Origin of the sequence: Rhizobium sp. RHZ01 (assembly GCF_014851595.1) — a bacterium.
GTDB lineage: Bacteria > Pseudomonadota > Alphaproteobacteria > Rhizobiales > Rhizobiaceae > Rhizobium > Rhizobium altiplani.
Map to the genome: position 1 here is coordinate 1 of NZ_JACUZZ010000048.1, position 19,773 is coordinate 19,773.

The following is a 19,773-nucleotide window of genomic DNA, read 5'->3' on the forward strand; positions in this document are numbered from 1 at the left end:
CGATGCGAGCGTTCTCGCCTGGCTCGACACGCTCTGAAATAATGCGGAGGAATGTGGTCAGAAACCCTGGCCTTCAGCCAATCTGGTCGCATTCCTTCACATTATGGGCTGCTGCGGATAACTGACATTATGATGAGGTGAGCATAAGGTCAGCCAGCTATCGATATAGCTTGCATGATCGGGACGCGGTTCAAGTTCCGGAACGATTCCAAGATCGGCGCACAGGAATGCGCTGCCCAGTTCGGCAATCAGTTCTTCCCGGGCGCGCTCACTGCGATCCGTCCCATAGCGGCTGAGATCCCGATCGAGCCGTCCCTTTGCCGATGTCCAGTGCGTCATCTCGTGACTGAGGATGGCAAAGTAACAGACGTCGTCCCGGAAGGCTTCGCAGTGCGGCATCTGAATATAGTCGTGGGCTGCGGCATAATAGGCGGACGAACCGCCATGACGGATCATGGCGCCGGTGTTGGCAAAGAAGCGACCGGCCTCACCGATGCGGTCGAATGGGTCCGACAGGCTTGCTGTTGGTTGGACCCGGGCATCGAGGCCATCGATCTGATCGGCATTGAAGACGGTGTAGGCTTTCATGAAGGGGATGGAGCGCTCGACGTCATCGCCGCCATCAGCGGTTTCGCTACGGATGATCGAGCTGGCAAAGACGACCGTCGTTCCGCTTTCGCCCTTGCGAACCCCGCCGCCAAGTTCGAGCGCCTGGCGGAATGTCATCCAGGTCGAGGACGAGAAGCCGCGGGCGATTGCCTCCGACCAGAGGAGAATGACGTTGATCCCGGAATAGGGTGCGCCATTGAAGCGTAGCGGTCGTGAGACCGGATCGGACGGATATGCGTTATGCCAGGGTTGGATCCAGGGACGGACACCCTGTTCGAGAGCGGCAATGATCTTGTCGGTGATGCGGCCGTGGATGTCGGATCGTTGGCTGGTTTGCTGCCTTGTCATGTTGGAACCTCCGCTTGCAGTCGCGACCATCGCGACCTGCTACGGCGGTCCAACAGCCGGGCTTCAAGCGCTGGCCGGCACCCGAAGGGCCGAAACGCCAGTGGAGGACGGCAACGCCGTTGCGGCCAGTGCGAGCCTGGCAGGACCCCAAGCCGAAGCAGGACGCGGGGACGCGGTTTCAAGCGGATCGACAGGTTCAGGCGGCAAACATCACGCGATCGGCGCCTTGGCGTGCTACCCAAGATATCGCGCCCGGCACCGACCGTCCCTGGCATCCGGTCAGGCTATGCTGTCGCCGCGCCTTGCCAGCGACCGTGCGATGTCGGCGATATCGTCGGTTTACTGCCTGCTGGCATGGAGCCGTTGGGTGCGCGTTCACGTAGATGACATCAGATGAGTGCGCGCAGGCTCGGCGCCTTCACAGCAACATCGACGCTCCGCGGTCAAGATAGGTGTCGAGGAACTGCTCAAGCCGCGCATTGCGCGGCTTCCTGAAGACCTCCTGCGGGGGGCCTGTGAAGACAATTCTGCCATGGTCGAGGAACGCTATCTGCTGCCCGACGGTGGCCGCAAACCCGATCTCGTGCGACACGACGACCATCGTCATTCCCTCGGCGGCGAGATCGCGCATGACGTTCAGCACTTCGCCGGTCAGTTCCGGGTCGAGGGAGGATGTCGGCTCGTCGAAAAGCATGATCTTCGGCTTGAGGGCAAGCGCTCGGGCGATGGCCACGCGCTGCTGCTGTCCACCGGAAAGCTGCGACGGATAGTGCCCTGCCCGGGCCTCAAGACCGACTTTCACAAGTTGCGCCATGGCTCGTTCTTCAGCATCCTTGCGGCTCATCTTCTGGACGGTCTTCAGTGCCTCGCTCACATTTCCGAGCGCAGTCATGTGCGGCCAGAGATTAAACTGCTGGAACACCATGCCGATCTGGGCGCGGATCGCACGGTTGGCGGCGGGAGCGACGCGCTCCCGTAGGCCCTTGGCATTTTCGGTGAAACCCAGGATCTCGCCATTAATTGTGATGGTTCCAGACGTTGCTTCTTCGAGAAAGGCCATGCAACGAAGGAGCGTGCTCTTGCCGGAGCCTGAGGGGCCGATCAGGCAGGAGACCTGGCCTTGCGGGATCTCGAGGTCGACGTTCTGGAGGACTGTCGCCTCCCCAAACTTCTTGACGAGATTCTTGACTGCGATCGCTGGGAGGCTCATGCGTTGAAAAACCTGAATCTGGTGAATTTCGTTTCTACGAGGCGGCCAAGCCGGCCGGTGATCTCGACGAGCACCCAATAGAAGAGTGCCAGCACCGAGAGGGCTTCGACGAAAGCATATTGCTGCGCTCCGATCGCGCTCAGTGTTGCCGTCAACTCGGGAACGGTGATGATCGAAAGGACGGCCGTTTCCTTCATCAGAAGAACTGCCATGTTCAAAGACGGAGGGAGCACAAGCATGGTCATCTCAGGCAAAAGGATACGCCGGATGATCTGCCCCTGCGTCAGGCCCACGCATTCGCCAGCCTCGATGTGGCCCCTGGGAACCGCCATGAAGCCGGATCGAAAGATCTCGCTATAGTAGGCGGCGCCGTAGATCGAGATGCCGATCAAGCCCGCCGGCAGTGGATCGAGAGACAGGCCAATGAAGGGACCTCCATAGTAGACCAGAAAGATCTGGATGAGAAACGGCGTCCCGCGCAAGACCGCGACGACAAAGCCGAGGGTCTTGTCGAGAAGCACTCCACCGAAGCGCCGACCCACAGCCACGAAGAACCCCAGGATCGCCGCGGCAATCGTGCCGACAACCCAAATCAGGATCGTCACGCCGGCGCCGCTTGTGATCGCCGGCCATTGGTCGAGGATGACGTTGATGTCAAAGGTCATCGCGGTAATCCCGGAAGAGAGCGCTCGATGAGGTCGCCGGCAAGGGCCACCAGCCAATTGATCGCAAGATAGATGAGGCCCGCAGCAGCAAAGATCTGCAATGGCAGGAAGGTGCTGCCTGCAAGATCCTGCGCCATGCGCGTCAATTCGACGACGCCCACGACGGAAACCAGCGACGAGGCCTTGAGGATCAGGATCGCCTCGTTGACCAAGGCAGGGAACGTCAGCCTAAGTGCTATGGGCGCCTTGATACGGCGGAAGATCTGCCCCGGCGTCAAGCCGACCATCTCGGCCGACTCCACGAGACCGACAGGGACGCTGGCAAATCCGCCGCGCATGTTTTCCGCCTGATAGGCCGCGGTGCAAAGCGACAGTCCGATAATGGCTGCGACGATGCTCGGTACGTTCAGCCCGATTGCAGGCAACATATTGTAGATAAGCAGCAGTTGCACAAGCAGCGGCACGCCGCGAAAGAAACTGATGAAGATTTGTGCAGGAACGACGAAGATAGCCTTCTTCGACAGCAGCATGCCCGAAAGAAAGATCGCGATGGCAAAGCCGATCAAAATAGACACGACGCTTATCAGCACCGTGTAGATCGACGCGTAGAGAAGCAGTTCAAAGAGTTTGATGGACATGTCCGGCTTTTGCCCGCCTGGCTGTCATGGAGGCACGATGGCGTCTTTGATTGCGCCCGGGAAGGGGCGCAATCAACGATCCTCTGCTATCAGAACGCAGGGTCCTTGACAGCATCGGGCGTTTCGAAGGTGGCGCCAAACCACTTCTTCTGGAGCTCGGCCATACGGCCGTCAGCCTTGATCTTCAGCAGTGCTGCATCGATCGCGTCCATCAGCGGCGCATGGTCGGCATCCTTCAGGCCAATGAAGCCGAAGTAGGACTTCTTGCCGAATGGTGGCAGCACAACTTCAAACGTTCCCTCGCGCTGCTTGGCGACGAAGGCGATGTTCGGCAGCGAGTTGGCGACACCGGCAATACGACCGGCGGCGAGATCGGCATAGGATTCAGTGAAAGCGGGGTATTCGCGTATATCCACCTTGGAAGGCAGCGTTGCCGAGAATTCCTTCAACTGATCGAGCTGCGAGGTGGCCTTGCCGACACCGATCGTCTTCCCTGCGATATCGTCCGGCTTGCTGATGGTCGTGTCACCGGCTTTCTTCAGGATTGCGATGGTCGCTTCGGCAATCGGCGGCGTGAAGCGGTAACGCTCCATGCGCTTCTTGGTGATGGTTGCAGGACCGGCCACGACATCGAACTTGCCGGCTTCGAGCGCCGGGAAGACGCCATCCCAAGGAAGCGCTACCCACTCAATCTTGACGCCCAGCTCCTTGCCGATCTCGGCAAAAAGATCAACGTTCAGGCCAGCATGTTCGCCGGCATCGATAAAATCAAACGGTGCAAAGGCGGTTTCCGTACCGACCTTCAGCGTGCCGGCCTCCTTGACGGCGGCAAGCGTATCGGCGGCGTGCGCCGACAGGGTCGCCCCAACCAGAAAGGCAGCGCCGACGAGGCCCTTCAGCAGTGAACGTGCGATCATGATTGTCATCTCTCCAGTTTTCGCACCCGTGGATGCGTTCGAGTTCCCGATTTAGTCCCGTGACACGGACTTCTATGATCCGCTTTTGACTATACAAATAGATATGCGCTAGCCTAAGGTGTCAACGTCAAAGTCGACGGACGCAATTTTTGTGCCGACCGGGTTCTTTGGGGCGCGAGCTTCGCGTCCATATCGTTTCGCCAGCGGCAAGATGGGGTCACGTCTTGGAGCCAATTTATCTCAGGATATTCAAGGATATAGAGGCGAGGATCCTGGCCGGGGACTGGCGTCCCGGCCATCGGATCCCGAGAGAGCATGACCTCGTCGACGACTACGGCTGTTCGCGCATGACGGTAAGCAAGGCGATGACGGCACTGGTCGACCGCGGGCTTGTCGTACGCAAGCGCAAAACCGGCTCATTTGTCGCCTCGCCGCAGATCGACCGCACGGTCATGGATATCCAGGATATCGGCACCGAGGCGACCTTGGCGGGCTATGAGCATCGCTACGAGATACTGACACGAAAGATCGAGACCCTGGGCTCGGTCGAGGCCGCGCAGCTGGACAGTACGTCGGGAGCCGAAGTCCTCAGGATCCAGTGTCTGCATATCGTCGATGGGAAGCCCACCGCAGTCGAGCGTCGTATCATACTGCTGGACACAGTACCGCTCGCAAGAGACGAGAGCTTCGCGACCGCGCCTCCGGCAAAATGGCTCCTCTCCCAAGTGCCGTGGTCCAGGGCCAAGCATGTGATACGGGCGGTCTCTGCCGATGCTGCGACTGCCCGCATTCTTGAGATCGATCGCGGCGAGCCCTGCCTGAACCTCATTCGTCAGACGTGGCAGAATGATCGCATGGTGACCTATGTCGAGATCACGCATCCCGGAGATCGCTTTCAGTTTGCCGGCATCTTTCATCCGGCCGAAAAACCTGCGTAACGTCGGGAGCCATGGGGAAGTGTGGTGAGCGAGGAACAGAAGTTTCGGGGAATTCCGCTGAAAGGTCTGCAGGCATTCGAAGCGGTCGGGCGCTGCGGGAGCGTGATGGCGGCTGCCGCGGAACTGAACGTGTCTGCGGGCGCCATCAGCCAGCAGATACGCAAAGTCGAGAGCTTTATCGGCATTACCCTGGTGGAGAGAAGTGGCCGGACGGTGGAGCTAACGCAGTGGGGCCGGCTCTACCACCGGGAAATATCGAAGGGCTTTGAGCAGTTTGCGCTCGCCCAGCAGGTGCTCGAGCGGGCACGCAACGAAAATTCGCTCGTTCTCAGCGCGCTGTCGTCGGTTGTCAACAAATGGATCGGCAGGCGCATTTTTGACTGGCAAGTGCTGCATCCAGACGCTCACGTCAGGCTGACCGGCCGCGACAGGGAGCCGCGGATGGGCTTCGATGAGGTTGATTTCCGGGTCAGTTACGGGTCGGACGTTCTGCAGCACGACCACTATGCCGAGCTGTTTCGCGACTGGGTTGTTCCAGTGTGCTCCCCTGCCCTGACCGACGGCAGGAATTTGACCGCCGCCGATCTCCTGTCCTATCCGCTGCTGCATGTCGAGTGGGAGCGGCATTTCACACCCTATCCCAGCTGGGCGGAATTCGCTGAGAAGATCGGGGCGAGCTTCAAGGGTCCTCCCTCCGGCTTGTCCTTTACCCTGTCGAGCAGCGCCATCGACGCCGCCATCAACAAGCGCGGAATCGTGCTCGCGCAGATGTCGATGATCGCCGACGAACTGGAAGCGCAGACATTGGTCATACCGGTCGATATCAGAATGCCGTTGCGCGAGAGTTACTTCCTTGCTTGGGACCGCTCCGCGCTGCAAAAGCCTTATGGCTCGGAGTTTCGCGACTGGGTCATGGCGATCTCGCGGCGGCAGGCGCAAATCTCCGCACCTGCGACTCTTTAGAAAAACTAGAAACGGAAGTCAGCGTTTGACGCCGAGCGCTACATTCGAGTCAGCTAACTCATTGAACTCCGTGATACTCATCCGCTGCGCGGCACGTGACAGTAGCGCCCTCCGTAGAACTTTTCGACCTCATTCCTTCTTCGGAATTTCCAGCCCGCGGTGCGATCTCAGTCCACGGGGGCACATTTCCTTGTCGTAGGTAGCGAGTTCGAAAGCTCTGATGACATCGCGGACTTCTACAAGGCCATTCGCGATAGCAATGCGTCGACAGTCTTCTTTCAATCCCGTGGCGGTAACGTTGCGACCGCTGCGACAGTGACCGCTTCGAAAAGAATAGACTTCTCTGTCACGGCACATCTCCCAACAACGTCCCACGATATCTAATGTGGTTCGTCGCCGCTAAATCTACCAGAGTGAGCGCCGCTAGCGCTCTCCGGTCTCCGCTTTGCGTCGCCAATTATTGTGCCCTGCCGCCAGAGATTTGCTTCTAGCCGCCAACCATCTTGCTGATGTTCTCTCGGCTTTCCACTTGTCAATGCGACGGTAGGGGAGCCCGCGCGCCTTCCGATCACACGACTAGACCTGATCCAAGAAGGCTCAGTTAGATCGAGGACAATACCGAACGCTCTGGCCGCCCTGCCGAGCTTCGAGTCCGCATCGCGCAGTACGAAAAGAAACGCAACCTCTCAGGAAGGGACGTATAGGTGTTGAAGAACACAATCGCCGCATTCGTGCTTGCCGTGACAGCTGCAGCCGCGACCGTCACACCGGCTCTCGCCGGTGACGGAGTGGTCTATAAGCAAACCAAACACTGGATTGTCATGGCTTATCCCCAAGACATCAGGTGCATTGCGCATACTGCGTATCCGAGAACGGGTGATCAGATTTTATTTGGCATCGACACCAAGGGTTGGTTCCTATCACTAGCATCGCGGTCGGCCAACATGACTGCGGGTAACCAATACAAGGTGTCCGTGGTTACCTCGCTCGGTTCGTCCGGCACCTGTATTGGTCGGGCTATCGGCAAAGATCAGATCATGATCGATAGCCTGACCAATGCGGACTTGTATGGATGGGCCAAGGCAAAATCCATCAACATCGTTGGCATGGGAGTCTATAATCTCAAGGGTTCGCTTGACGCGATTGTCTCACTAAAGTCCTGCGGTGATATGATCGTTGCCATGCAGGATGCCGGTGTTCCCCAGGCATCTGCACCACAGCAGAACGAGCCAGCGGCAGGCGTTCAAGTACCCAACGTTACTAGGCCAGCGCCAGAACCACGTCAAACAACACCGCAGCCTCCGCACGACAATCTGGTCGAAGCGATTGAACTGTGAAGGCCGTGGCCTCAAGCCAAAAACGCCGATTGAGTCCCTTCCTTCCTTTGTGTCCCAGCAGAGGGGGACGGATCTTATCCGCCCCCTACTTAGTTACCTGAACCGCCAGTCAACCAGACCGGCGCGTCTAACACATTCATGATTGCCACTAGATTGTGGAGCCTGGCATTCGTTCAGCCAGGTTCCCAGTGGGTTCTGTTCGGCACCTTAACGACTGTATTCCCTGTGCCTCTAGCCTGTGTGTAGGCTCATATCGGCGTCACTAGGCGCCAGGTTGGATAATGAAATTCCGCCGAGAAATTCAATGAAGCCTTAAGCCATCACAACTACAAGAGGTGCGACGCAACCGAAATTCTGGGATGTGCAGGCATCATGGAGACCAGCGATATAATCTACTTCTTGCCTCCCGCGCTCCTCGGGGTGATTGCGATCGCTTTCCTCCTCCTGTGGCGTATTGGTATCGTGGATACTTGGCATTGGAGTGCTGCGTTCGCGCAGGCGGGATTAGGCTTCGTAATTTCTACGTTTCCGATTGAACCGAAATTTGATGCCTTTGTGTCCGGAATGATTTTTATGGGGGCGGCTTGTTGCTACAGCATTGCCATAAGATTGCACTTTCGGGTGCCCAACTCAAAATTTTGGCATCGGACGTTCGTCACCGGCTACACCCTCCTGCTTTGCCAATTCGTTTTCGTTATGGAGAGCCTGAAGCACCAACTTTTTCTTACTGATTTCGCGTTCGCATGCGTGCTGGGAGCTGCGGTATTCGCCGTCGCCTCGAAGGCACACCGCGCTGCTGACATTGCCTTGGTTGTTACCGCCGCTCTCATTGTAGTTGATACCCTGGCGCGAACATTCCTTTTCACCTTCTTCTTCGAATCCAGCGACCAGTTGGCGGACTTCGCGGACTCCACTTACAACTTGGCCGTCCATATCACGACAATAACTATTGGCCTTTCGTTTCCTTTCGCTGCTTTGGGTGCCATGGCATCCAAAGCGATAGATCGGCACAGGGATACTTCTGAGAGAGATCCTCTCACGGGACTTCTAAATCGTCGTGGCTTTGAAAAGCAGGCCGTGCGTATGTATCGCGCGGATAGCGAAGGTGCTGTCGTGATCTGTGACTTAGACCACTTTAAGGAGATCAATGATCGCTTCGGGCACGCTGCGGGCGATCGCGTCCTTATCGAATTGGGCGCGGAGATCGAAGGCGTCATGGGTCGCAACGGATGCGCAGCACGGTTCGGCGGCGAAGAATTCATCGTTTATCTTCCAGCAAGCTCGCTTGAGCACGCGACTACACTTGCTGAAACGCTCAGAACACGCCTCGGCCGGATGGATTGGCAATCGAAAGGGATCCACCGACAGATTACCGCCAGCTTCGGCATCGCGACGGTGAATGGGTTGGATGACCAAATGAAGATCGCCATGGAACACGCCGACCAAGCGCTCTACTCCGCGAAGCGACTCGGCCGCAACCAGGTGATGGTTGCAGGCGTCTCTAGCCCGCTTTCTTCCGATCCTCATGTCTGGCGTGTTCCCGCGATCGTATAGTAGCGTGTCCATGCACCGCTCGATCATCAAGACGTGGAGCGACATGTCCTCCCTTGCCTCGATGAGCGAAATGGACTTGGCACGGAGGTCTTCTTCATCGCTGTGTAGCAGGGATAGTTTTCGGGATGGGGATTATGAAACTTCCTCCGGTTAAACTGAGAACTTTAGAGTTATGTCAGCCTTCGAGGCTGGCGCATACTTGGCGTCATAGCTTTTCAGGTCTTTGGCCAATGCGCCGTTGCTCTCGGGCGCTTCGTTGTTGACGACATGGATGATAAAGTCAGGCTCGCGCCCAAGGCTAGCGAGAAGGCGCAAGACGGTGGAACCTTCGATGATAACTGGACGCCGCCATTTTGGGTCGTCCTTATCGAGTCGTGAGCCGACAACCTGATTGATCCAGTCCTCGCGGTAGACCATCTTCCCCTGATTGGGGATGAGGAACAGATCGGTCTCGATTAGCGAGACGTTTCAGCGGTAGGCGAGGTATCGACCAAGGGTTGTCTTACCGACACCCGGCAATCCGCCGATCGCGACGATTTTGCGTGGCAGGTTGTGGAGCACCGGCGTGAGGGCTTCGACAGCCGGTGCATAGTCGAGTTCTATTTGGGTCATAGATGGTCACGCCGGATCGGGCCTGCCTTCGGCCGTGAATTGCGATGACAACTACGCGCAAATTGCGGGCGTGTCCTTGCCCACAGTAGAAGACCGGGTTGGGCCCCAGGCGGACGTTTTGTCCACGCCGGAGCCTATCGCGGCAGCGAACGATTTGCGACTGGGTCTTCGGTCCAGGTGGCAACGTCGTTGAACGCTCGTGACGGCCGGGCTAGGCGCCAGCCATCTGCAAGCGCCTAGCCGTTCTTCCGGGGGCGTCCGCCCTTGGCACCGTTGGCACGGCTTGCCTCTACCTTGGCCGTTGAACGGGATTGACCGCCTCGGCGCTGCGCGTCCATGAACTTCGCATTGCCAAATATGCCGTTCATCAACCCGGCGATAGTAAAATCCACGTCCAGGCTTTCCCAATGCAGGCCGGTCTCGCCGAGAAGCCCTACCTCCGCCAACTGCGCAACGGTTGCATTCTCCAGGCCCTGTATCGATCGGGCAGGCACCATGAACGCAGCGCCGTTGGTGAAATCCACGACGATGCGGCCGGATGCCTCATCGAAACGAGCTGATGCCGGAATGGGCGCGCGGGCGCGTTCTGCCTCCCCCTTCACGGTAGCTTCTCGGTAGTGACGATCTTCAAAGACAACTTCACCCATGGATGCTCTCCCACTTTTCGATGAACAGGCGCTTGTTCGCCTGAACAATGGCAAGGGCTACGCTCAAATCCCGCTTCTTCATTCCCCGGTTTGATATCACGGTGAGATCGAGGATATTGATGCGGGCTTCCCCATCTCCATAGACATGGGTGTGCGCCGGTTCGTGGTCATCCGTGTAAATGACAAATCGCATTCCTGCTTCGCGGAGAACGGTGACCATGCTCCAAAATAACCTAACAACTTGGGTTTTTCAAGAGCCAGCGGTCGATTGGGGCCGCAAACAGTCATCACTCAGAAATGTGGAACCGACCCACAAATCGATTCCACATTTGAGTAAGTGGCTGGGCTATGAGCAGGACCCCTTCTGAACCCGCGACGCTCAAGGTTCCGGCGTTAACCCATCGCCTAAGAATACGTTTCCATGACGTCGAACTTGTCTAGTATGAAACCATGGCTATCGTCGCGACCTGACCCGAGATGGCGGGCCGCGGGGACCGAGCAGCTATTGCGGCAAGCTCGAACGCCAGAGGAAGGGAGGCTCGGGAGTCTCCAGAGGCAACGCCCCCGAGCCTCTCTTCCGACAGCGACGAACCGTGAGACTGGCTCCTCTCCGCAGCAATCGATTGCTTGCTCATCCCTACGATGCGAAAAGGGTCAGTTACATGCGAAATTGAGTCAAATAAAACGCGCGGCGGTATCACCACGAACGACGGCGGCGGCAGGCGCAAATCTCCGCACCTGCGACTCTTTAGAAAAACTAAAACGGAAGTCAGCGTTGCGTTATTGATGAAGAAAGTCGCGTGGCGTTACCTTGGGCAATCAAAGAACCAATCCCACTGGAGAATGGCATGGCGCGTACCGACAAGATGAAACTGGGTACATTCGTCTATACGTTCGGCTTTCACCCGGCCTCATGGCTGCATCCGGCAAGCGACGTCCATGGCGCCAACGATTTTAGCCACCTGCTCGATGTTGCCAAGCAATCAGAAGCGGCGAAACTCGATTTCATGTTCATGGCCGATTCTCCGGCCGCCGCCGTCGGCGACCCGGATGCTCTCGCCCGCATCCCGACCAAGATGAACCGTTTCGAGCCATTGTCGTTGCTCGCCGCGCTTGCGGTGACGACGGAGAAGCTCGGTCTCGTCGCCACTGTATCGACCAGCTACTACGAGCCCTACAACGTCGCTCGGCTATTTGCCTCAATCGACCATCTGAGCCACGGGCGGGTATGCTGGAACGTCGTTACTTCGGACCACGACGAGACGGGCTACAATTTCAATCGTGAGGGGCTGGATCCGCACGCGCTACGCTATGAGCGAGGCAACGAGTTTGTGGATGTCGTCTTTGGTCTCTGGGACAGCTTCGAGGACGGCGCGTTGCTGCTCGATCGCGAGAGCGGTGTCTACTATGACAAGACCAAGCACCATACGCTCAATCACAAGGGCAAGCACTTCCAGGTGCGTGGGCCGCTGAACATTGCGCGCTCGCCGCAGGGCCGGCCGGTCATCGCGCAGGCCGGCGGCTCGGAGCCCGGCATGGACATGGCAGCACGCACGGCCGAGATCGTTTTCAGCCTCGCCTCGAACATCGAGCGAAACCGCGCATTCTACGAAAACGTCAAGGGACGTATGCCGGCCTATGGGCGTAACCCTGACGACCTCAAGATCATGCCGGGGGTCGTGCTGAACGTGGGTGAAACGGAAGCCGAGGCGCAGGCGAAGGTCAACTACCTTATCGACAAGATGCACCCGGACGTCGGTCGCTTGATGCTTTCCGAGTTCCTCGAAGCGGATCTGAGCGGCGTCCCGTTGGATAAGCCGTTTCCGATGGATCGATTGCCGACGGAACCCAAGGGGTCGCGGGCGCTGTTTGAGGAACTCACCGATTTCGTGAAGAGCGGTCGTACCGTCGGTGAATTGGTCCGCCACTACGCCGAGAAGCACACAGGCAATGGCATCACCGGCACGCCGACACAGATTGCCGACTTCATGGAGGAGTGGTTCGAGACCCGTGCGGCGGATGGTTTCATCCTGATGTTCCCGACGCTGCCATCCAGCCTCGACGATTTTGTGAAACTCGTTCTGCCGGAATTGCGCCGGCGCGGACTTTTCCGGGAAGAATATGAGGGCAAGACGCTACGGGACAACCTCGGCCTTTCGATGCCGGCCAATCGTTTCGTAAAGGCGCAAGCCACAGGCTAACCAAGGAGAGATCGGATGCCAGAGATGACAACCCGACCTGTCGTCGATCAATCTGCGTTCAAGCTGTCTATGCGCCACCTGGCCGGCGCGGTGAGCGTCATCACCGTAGGCGAACGCGACGAGAGGACAGGTTTTACCGCGACATCGGTTTCTTCCCTTTCTGCGGAGCAGCCTTCGGTAATCGTCAGCCTCAATCGCGGGTCGTCTTCCTGGCCTGTGGTTGAACGGTATCGCCGCTTCTGCGTCAACGTGCTTACCGTCGACCAGCAGCATATCGCGCAGTCCTTCGCCGGCTTCGATGGGCGGCGAGGGGTCGAGCGCTATCAGAACGCGCAATGGTATAGTCTTTCGACCGGCACGCCCGCGCTGAAAGATGCGCTGACGGTTATCGACTGCGAACTTGAAACGGTACTCAACCACCATTCGCACGCGATCCTTATCGGTCACGTTTGCGCGATTAAAACGCGTGACGATGTCGAGCCGTTGCTCTACTGGCGTGGCGGCTACCGACGGCTATCGGGCGAGGCCGGCATCCGCCCCTAGCGAGCGGATGGCCGGTGATCGGGGACGCCGGCAGCATCGCGCCGAACACCAACCTGTTTGGCAATGACGCAGAGAAGTTCAAACATCATGGTGGCGCCGGCAAGTGCCGTCATGCCGGCGAGGTCAAATGGCGGCGCGACTTCGACAACGTCGGCGCCCACGATCTCAACTCCGGCAAGCAGACGGATCATTTGCTGCGCCTCACGGGTCGTGAAGCCGCCAGCCTCCGGTGTTCCGGTTCCCGGCGCCATGGATGGATCGATGCAGTCGATATCAAAGGTAACGTAAGTCGGCAGGCCACCGACGATTTCTCGCGCCTCGCGCATCACGTCGTCTGCGCCGCGGGTGACAAACTCCTCCATGTAGATAATCCGGATGCCCTGCTCTTTCGCCCAGTCGTGCTCGCCCGGGTCATAGATCGACCCTCGAATTCCGATCTGAACGATCCGTTTCGGGTCGAGCAGCCCCTCCTCGATCGCGCGACGGAACGGCGTTCCATGCGTATAAGGGTTGTCACCGAAATAGCGATCGTTGGTATCAGAGTGCGCATCAAAATGAATCAGGCCGACCGGTCTGTTTTTTGCCACGGCACGTAGCACGGGCAGCGTTGTCAAATGGTCTCCCCCGACCGATAGCGGAATGGCACCGGCGGCGACAATCGTATCCATTCCCTTTCTGATGCGATCGAGGCCGTCGGCAAGATCGATCGGGTTCACGGAAAGATCGCCGACATCTGCGACGTTGGCGATGCTGAAAGGTGCGGTGCCCGAGACATGGTGTACGCGCCGCATGAGGCTTGACTGATTGCGAACCTCCCGCGGCCCGTGCCGTGCGCCTGCCCTGTTCGTCGTCCCGCCGTCCCAGGGAATGCCGACAAGGGCGATATCAAGCCCGATCGCGGTCTGCACGGCGGGCAGACGCATGAAGGTTGAATGTCCGGCAAAGCGCGGAACTTCGGCAGCATCGACCGGTTGAAAGAAATTGCCGCTCATCGTTCCCGCCCTTTGCTTATGATGACGCCTCAATCTGTAATCCCGCCGCCTCTCGCGCAAGCCCAACTTTTCATAATGCCCAATCAGCAGACTGGCATGACGAGAGCGGGTGTGGATTTAGCTCGCCGACAGCAAAACCGACAGCACGACGAATATGGCACACGCTGGCGGTCAGGTTCTGTTCGAGATCCTCAGCCTCATGGTACTCAGCCCGGCGGTATCACGTCGCTAAGTGCCATTGGCCTCGGCCAGCGCTAACCAATGTGCCCTGCACCGACCGTCCCTGGCATTAGGCTAGGCTATGTTGTCAGCCCCGCCTTGCCAGCGACCGAGCGATGTCGACAATATCATCGCGGCCAGCGGTTGGATCCTCTTCACATGAGGAGTATGGCGTCAACGGCTATCAAGGCGGCATCTTGATCTCCTCGTCTCGAATCCGAGTCTGAGCCCGATACTTTACCGGCCCGGCCTGCGAGCCTGTACAACCTCACATACGGTCGCCGCTCTGAGCGGCTGCACCACCCCCAACACTGGGCTAGGGTTGAGAACAACGTGAGCAAAGCAGGCATCTTTGTTCGGGCGACAGGAATAGCATGTCGCGTGTCTCCGCAGTGGCCCCATTATTCTGGGTCGGGGTCCGACTTGGCCCCTGTTCACACAATCATTAGCGCTGTCTCGCCTCTACCCTTTCACGTCTTCGGAGAACTCGCCTTTGAAGTTTTCGAGCGCGGAGGTCGCGTAAGTGGTGTTCACAATGCGAGATGCCGCAATGAAACTGTCCAACGCTACCCACCATCTCTTCGAAGCCTCTTCAAACGCAGGCGTATTTTCCGTGTCTACCGCAATCAATGCGCTTGCAGCCTCCTGAAGCGCATTTCGGGTATCGTCGTAACTCTTCATGTGTTTCGAGACGTGCTCAATAGGAGTGTCTTTAGGAACGATAAGAACGAATGCATCGGCAGTATTTAAACCGAGTGCTCGTGCTTCTTCTTCAATCAGAACGACCTCACGCAGAATCGCTAAAACGGTTTTTTGAAGCTCATTCGGACTTTTGATTTCCTTTATCCGCGCCGCGCTGTAGGGGCTTTCGGCCTCGAGGAATAGAAAACGGTACTTTGCTGCCAGCACGACAAACGACAAAAGAAGAGATGTGCTCCTGTCACCAAACGTCCGAAAATTGATAAAAGGAAAGAGCCAAAGATTGACTGTGCGCCGCCCATCGTAATACTCAAACTGCTCGGTGATGATAAGACGGTATAGGTTATTATCGACCGGAGATCTAATGACCTGATCATTATCCACGGGACCAACTACAAGTGCGCTTGTCAAAGTTTGCTCGATCGCGTGAATTACATTGCCATAAGGTTGGTCGAGCTTCTGGATTTCGGCCTTGAACTCCGCCCAAGTGCGTTTTGCTGGTTCCAAACCAGAAAACATACCTCCGAACGCAATACCACTCCGGCCGCGACAGATGAGTTCCGTGTCGTCTGGTATGATGGGTACTTCCGTGTCCCGTTTGGGGAGTTCGAACCTGATAAGAAGTTGCTCCTTCTCATCTTTTGCTATGCGGCCGCTAATACAATCAAAAATGTCCCCCTTCAGACGAGGATAGATCTCCTTTTGGATCTTCGCAATCCGGCGTATGCCCCTCTGAAGCTTTTCGTTCTCGTCGATAGTGGATGGCTTTCGCTGTTCCGCCAATTGCGTTATTCCGAAAAGGAACTTTGTAAAATCGTTTTTGTTCACGTCCTCTGGCAGATTCTGTAAGTCTTGAATTAAATACTCCTTCTTTCCAAGGTCGAGTTCGACTTTCTGCAAGCCCATATGGATGCCTAATATAGACTGGGTGATCTTCGGCGGCTCACTTAGAAAGAAGGACACGATCTGCCGCGATGTACTACCTTTCGTTTTCATATCCGCGTTGATAAGGCCTTGGAAATAGCCCACCTCCCAGCTCGGATATGCGAATGCTTTCTTCAGCGTGTCGGCGAAGATCACAACCAAAATATCGGCTTCCTGAAGTTTTTCGGTGAGTACGGCATCGATGCTCAGCCCAGCCTGTATATCATTGTCAGAGAACGGAATGATATTATGGCTGACCAGTTCGTTTAGGCTGGCGAAGGCCCTTAGAAACGCCTGGAGAAAATCTGCATCTTCACGAGCGTATGAGCAGAATATGCGTACGACATCTTGGCCTTCAAGCATATCATTCTCCCAGTTGAGAGATCCTCCGGAAAGGACAGGGCCTCTGCGGCGTACGCTACGAAGTCCGCCAAAAACAACATACCAGTATGCGTGATATAAACCGGTTCAGCCGGTGAACCAGTATGCGATTGTGATGAACCACAAGAGGGATGCGCAGCTGTCGCTACGTCAGGCGATTCAATCCTTCTTGTCGCTCGCCGCTTTTGCTTTCTGGCAGCTCGCCCTCAAATAAGGTACGACTGCGGGATCGTCTGCAGCAACTTCCGATGCCACTAACGTTATGTCATCACTGCAACCATGACTATAGTTCACCCCGTGTTAGATGCAATAAAATTCTCTAGAAAACTGATTTGTTGCGATGGGTTCGAAGCGCATCGACCCTCACCTCGCGTGTGGCAGCCTTTTGCCAAACGTCCACTCTACACTGCTGAACTAAGAGGCAAAGTTGGAGAAGAGCGACTGGCCCTTAGGCCACACTGGTTACAATAACGCCGCCATGAGCGCCACCTGATGGTAGCACGCCGCTTCATCATTCGTTCCTGGTCATCCTTGGCCGGTGATTGCTAATCCCAACGCCCCGGAGCTGGACCGATGCTTCGATCTCGGAAATTAGTAGTGAAGGATTTGCGATGATCTGGTCCCACAAGGTCCAACCGGCGTACCCAGTATCAATGTTGTCTTGCAAACGGGCGGGTTTCCAAGTGGAATTTGGCCCCGTCCATTGAATAGTTGGCAAGCCGATACCGACGAGCCCCATATTTTGCGCTAACGAGGCGTGGATCTCCCAATCAACATAGCGCCGACGTGGGGTTGCGGCACCGCACAGGACTAAGGTGCACGAACTGCCGTGAAGGTGGTACTCCCGGATACGGCGCATGATGTACTCGAAATTTCCGCTGTCGATTTCCCGTTCAAGGGAATTATCGGTGAGCAGCTCAAACTGGTCATGGAAGACGCGGGAAAATTCGTTGTAACAGGCCTGATCATTTCCGTGGTGGTAACTGATAAAGACTTTTCGCCGAGTAGGCGCCTGTTGATTGTATAATGCCATTTATCGTTTAAATCCCTATACGTATAACGGTTATCAGCATTGCTGTCGCGAGTGTAAAGACATGGAAGCGCTGCGAATACATGTAATCTGGGCAAAGCGTGCGGGTCAGGCAAAGAATCTGGCCGTGGATGTAGCATCGGAACCGCCAAAGTCCGCGGATTTCGCCGAACGGATATCGCGGCACTTCGACGGAATTGGAATGGAAAGAGACGGGGTCGCACATCGCGTTCCCGTACGATTCTGGAGCGAGCCGTGGATCGACGGCACAGCGGTTCCAAGATCGATCGACCTAGCAAATGCTCGATTCAACATCATCATTCTCCTATATGATGGTTCGATGGCAGCACCAGCCCTAAAGCCGCATTGGGAAAACTATATCGAAAACCTCCACGCTGAGATCGAACGACGGGGCAACGTCGACCTCTACATGGCTTTTGGGGACCCTGCGGGCGCCACTCCATTGAAGCCGGACTTCGATCGAAAGATCCAGTACGCTCGAAGGGACAAGTGGAAAACGACGATCGCGCCGACCAGCCTCGAGACACATTTGCTTTTGCATATTGTGTTCAAGATCAGGGTGCACCTCAACACGCTATTGGGTACCGAGGGTGAAGAGGATCTTTTCGTGAGCCATGCGAAGCTCGACGGAGACTCGACCGCGAGTTCGATCGTCGACTACGTAAACAGCAGGGATAATGATGTGCCCCTTCGTACATTTTACGATGCCAAGGCCCTGTCGCCTGGTGACCATTTCGCCGATGAATTCGCGAAGGCCATTCAGTCAGGAACTCTCCTGGCCATCGTATCCGACGCTTACGATAGTCGCCCCTGGTGTATTTACGAGCTAACCGAGGCGAAAAGGGCACGGCGCCCGATTGTTCTCGCGGATATTGGGAAGGTCAGGATCAGCCGGACGTATCCATACGGCGCGAACCTACCTCGCGTGCGGGTGAACCCTGTCATAGGTGAATTCTCTTGGATCGAGCCCCTGCTGGTGGAGTGCCTTTCGGAAGGTCTCCGCTGCGATCTATTCAATCTGGAGGTGGCAACTCAGTTGGGCGAGGCAAAGGATGGCGTTATGATATTGCCGCGCCCCCCGGAGTTATTTGATATTATCGATTGCGAGACAACTCCGGAAACCGTGGTCTATCCGGATCCACCGCTGTCGAGATTGGAATCCGATCTCATTTGGAAAGCATTGCGAATTCGGGGGGGCGAAACCGCCTCGCTCAAAACACTGAGTGATATCCAATGAAAGCGCTCGAGAACCGGAAGATACAAATTTCACTCAGCACCCCGCCCGACCATTTGAAGCTTGGCATCCCGCCACGTGAATTGGATCGAGCCTTGCTATCCGTGTGCATGGCACTGGTCAGAGCAGGTGCCACGGTCGTCTATGGCGGGGACCTAAGACCCGACGGGTTCTCCTTCAAAATTTTCAGGCATCTAGCCCGTGCCTATGCGGACTCGAATAGCGTGCCCTTCATTCACATTATCGACTACGTCAGCCTCGCGAAGATGACGTACGAGATCTTGGAGAATGCGCTTACGGAAAGACGTGGGACCTGCGTAACTTACGTTTGTGTCGAGAATACCCTGTCACCAGTATGGCTTGGTGATGACGAGATCATTGTTGGCGACCAAGCTTCCTCGACTAGCTTGCAAAAGGACCCCGCATTTACGGAGTGGGTCTCCGGCCTCAAGCATCTCCCGCAGGCTGAGGAGATGACCGCATCACGCAAGGTGAAGGCGGAGTTTGCCGACGCTTGCGTGGCTATTGGCGGAAAGATGGGGCTTGTCGGTAACGGGGCCGACCTATCCGCGGGTGCGATGCCAGGGATCTTCGAGGAATCACTTTTGATGTTGAAAGGCGGCAAGCCACTTATCCCGCTCGGCGCATACGGCGGTGCAACGCGCGACATGGCAATTGCGCTCGATTTGCTCGGCGATGACGAGAAAGTCCCGCGCGGGAAGCAAGTCGACAGCTATAATGTCGCTTTGGAAGACTTGGCATCCTGCAAAACGCTCATTCCGCAACGCGTGTATCCCAAGCTCAAGTCGCTGGCGAAGGATGACCGTGCGGAAATCCTCGCACGAGATGCCGTTGACACTATCAAGGATTGGCTTGCCGAAAGGTGAGTGCAAGGAGGCACCACCATATCCGAGCGGATATGGTGGTGGTCTGAAGGCGTCCTGTAGGTCCAAGTGGCCACCTCCTAGAGCGGATCATTGCTTATCGGAATCGGTGCGCGATTCCCAAATCAGCAGATTTGTGATTCATCATGGATGCTGGAATGGAGGCCAGCATCCATGACACGACCCTATTCGAATGATCTTCGTGAG

Annotated in this window: 20 protein-coding genes; 8 read left to right on the forward strand and 12 right to left on the reverse strand. The window is 56.7% G+C overall.

The annotated features are described in order from the left end of the window. Positions 1–96: 96 nt before the first annotated feature. The 5 genes from IB248_RS29520 to IB248_RS29540 all read right to left on the reverse strand — a co-directional run bounded on the left by IB248_RS29520 (position 97) and on the right by IB248_RS29540 (position 4,387). The gene (locus IB248_RS29520) at positions 97–957 is read right to left on the reverse strand and encodes a zincin-like metallopeptidase domain-containing protein (RefSeq protein ID WP_192242112.1); all 861 of its coding nucleotides are present in this window, start codon (positions 955–957) and stop codon (positions 97–99) included. 418 nt (positions 958–1,375) lie between these two features. Beyond that, a complete protein-coding gene (locus IB248_RS29525) occupies positions 1,376–2,167 on the reverse strand; it encodes an amino acid ABC transporter ATP-binding protein (RefSeq protein ID WP_192242113.1) in 792 nt (263 codons plus the stop codon). Beyond that, complete coding sequence (locus IB248_RS29530; RefSeq protein ID WP_192242114.1) at positions 2,164–2,832, reverse strand: amino acid ABC transporter permease; 669 nt, start codon at positions 2,830–2,832, stop codon at positions 2,164–2,166. Before IB248_RS29530 ends, IB248_RS29525 begins: the two co-directional genes overlap by 4 nt. Next, positions 2,829–3,470 (reverse strand): amino acid ABC transporter permease, encoded by a 642-nt coding sequence (locus tag IB248_RS29535; RefSeq protein ID WP_192242115.1) that lies wholly within the window; start codon positions 3,468–3,470, stop codon positions 2,829–2,831. Before IB248_RS29535 ends, IB248_RS29530 begins: the two co-directional genes overlap by 4 nt. A gap of 89 nt (positions 3,471–3,559) precedes the next feature. Next, positions 3,560–4,387, reverse strand: a complete 828-nt coding sequence (locus IB248_RS29540) for a transporter substrate-binding domain-containing protein (RefSeq protein ID WP_113489571.1) — start codon at positions 4,385–4,387, stop codon at positions 3,560–3,562. 224 nt (positions 4,388–4,611) lie between these two features. Here IB248_RS29540 and IB248_RS29545 point away from each other — a divergent pair, with 224 nt between their 5' ends. The 4 genes from IB248_RS29545 (at position 4,612) to IB248_RS29560 (ending at position 9,179) form a co-directional block, all read left to right on the forward strand. After that, positions 4,612–5,325, forward strand: coding sequence for a UTRA domain-containing protein (locus IB248_RS29545; RefSeq protein WP_112666215.1), 714 nt, complete (start codon positions 4,612–4,614; stop codon positions 5,323–5,325). A 24-nt stretch (positions 5,326–5,349) separates the two neighbouring features. Then, the gene (locus IB248_RS29550; protein WP_192242116.1) at positions 5,350–6,288 is read left to right on the forward strand and encodes a LysR substrate-binding domain-containing protein; all 939 of its coding nucleotides are present in this window, start codon (positions 5,350–5,352) and stop codon (positions 6,286–6,288) included. A gap of 704 nt (positions 6,289–6,992) precedes the next feature. Further along, positions 6,993–7,625 (forward strand): hypothetical protein, encoded by a 633-nt coding sequence (locus tag IB248_RS29555; protein WP_192242117.1) that lies wholly within the window; start codon positions 6,993–6,995, stop codon positions 7,623–7,625. Between the two features lie 372 nt (positions 7,626–7,997). After that, on the forward strand, positions 7,998–9,179 hold the full coding sequence (locus IB248_RS29560; protein ID WP_192242118.1) for a GGDEF domain-containing protein: 1,182 nt from the start codon (positions 7,998–8,000) through the stop codon (positions 9,177–9,179). Between the two features lie 150 nt (positions 9,180–9,329). Here the strand turns inward: IB248_RS29560 and IB248_RS29565 are convergent, their stop codons facing one another. From IB248_RS29565 to IB248_RS29580, 4 genes are all read right to left on the reverse strand, one after another. Next, complete coding sequence (locus IB248_RS29565) at positions 9,330–9,596, reverse strand: hypothetical protein (protein ID WP_192242119.1); 267 nt, start codon at positions 9,594–9,596, stop codon at positions 9,330–9,332. Positions 9,597–9,647: 51 nt separating this feature from the next. Beyond that, positions 9,648–9,791 (reverse strand): hypothetical protein, encoded by a 144-nt coding sequence (locus IB248_RS29570; RefSeq protein ID WP_192242120.1) that lies wholly within the window; start codon positions 9,789–9,791, stop codon positions 9,648–9,650. A gap of 236 nt (positions 9,792–10,027) precedes the next feature. Then, the gene (locus IB248_RS29575) at positions 10,028–10,438 is read right to left on the reverse strand and encodes a DUF2442 domain-containing protein (protein WP_113163172.1); all 411 of its coding nucleotides are present in this window, start codon (positions 10,436–10,438) and stop codon (positions 10,028–10,030) included. Next, positions 10,431–10,631: a DUF4160 domain-containing protein gene (locus IB248_RS29580; RefSeq protein ID WP_062369716.1), complete on the reverse strand. Its 201-nt coding sequence runs from the start codon at positions 10,629–10,631 to the stop codon at positions 10,431–10,433. Before IB248_RS29580 ends, IB248_RS29575 begins: the two co-directional genes overlap by 8 nt. Before the next feature lie 655 nt (positions 10,632–11,286). Between IB248_RS29580 and IB248_RS29585 the strand changes: the two genes are divergently transcribed. Together IB248_RS29585 and IB248_RS29590 are read left to right on the forward strand one after the other, a co-directional pair. Further along, positions 11,287–12,639 (forward strand): LLM class flavin-dependent oxidoreductase, encoded by a 1,353-nt coding sequence (locus IB248_RS29585; protein ID WP_192242121.1) that lies wholly within the window; start codon positions 11,287–11,289, stop codon positions 12,637–12,639. A gap of 24 nt (positions 12,640–12,663) precedes the next feature. Then, positions 12,664–13,182: a flavin reductase family protein gene (locus IB248_RS29590; protein WP_192242127.1), complete on the forward strand. Its 519-nt coding sequence runs from the start codon at positions 12,664–12,666 to the stop codon at positions 13,180–13,182. On the opposite strand, the gene speB is transcribed toward IB248_RS29590, so the two are convergent. The 3 genes from speB to IB248_RS29605 all read right to left on the reverse strand — a co-directional run bounded on the left by speB (position 13,179) and on the right by IB248_RS29605 (position 17,430). Next, entirely contained in the window at positions 13,179–14,174 is a 996-nt protein-coding gene (speB, locus tag IB248_RS29595) for an agmatinase (protein ID WP_192242122.1), read from the reverse strand. The two genes, IB248_RS29590 and speB, sit on opposite strands and share 4 nt — an antisense overlap. Before the next feature lie 681 nt (positions 14,175–14,855). Continuing rightward, on the reverse strand, positions 14,856–16,379 hold the full coding sequence (locus IB248_RS29600) for a hypothetical protein (protein WP_192242123.1): 1,524 nt from the start codon (positions 16,377–16,379) through the stop codon (positions 14,856–14,858). A gap of 529 nt (positions 16,380–16,908) precedes the next feature. Next, positions 16,909–17,430: a TIR domain-containing protein gene (locus tag IB248_RS29605; protein ID WP_192242124.1), complete on the reverse strand. Its 522-nt coding sequence runs from the start codon at positions 17,428–17,430 to the stop codon at positions 16,909–16,911. Here IB248_RS29605 and IB248_RS29610 point away from each other — a divergent pair. Then, positions 17,417–18,685 (forward strand): toll/interleukin-1 receptor domain-containing protein, encoded by a 1,269-nt coding sequence (locus tag IB248_RS29610; RefSeq protein WP_192242125.1) that lies wholly within the window; start codon positions 17,417–17,419, stop codon positions 18,683–18,685. The genes IB248_RS29605 and IB248_RS29610 overlap by 14 nt on opposite strands. Then, positions 18,682–19,569, forward strand: coding sequence for a hypothetical protein (locus tag IB248_RS29615; RefSeq protein WP_192242126.1), 888 nt, complete (start codon positions 18,682–18,684; stop codon positions 19,567–19,569). The genes IB248_RS29610 and IB248_RS29615 overlap by 4 nt, the downstream gene beginning before the upstream one ends. Positions 19,570–19,773 lie beyond the last annotated feature (204 nt).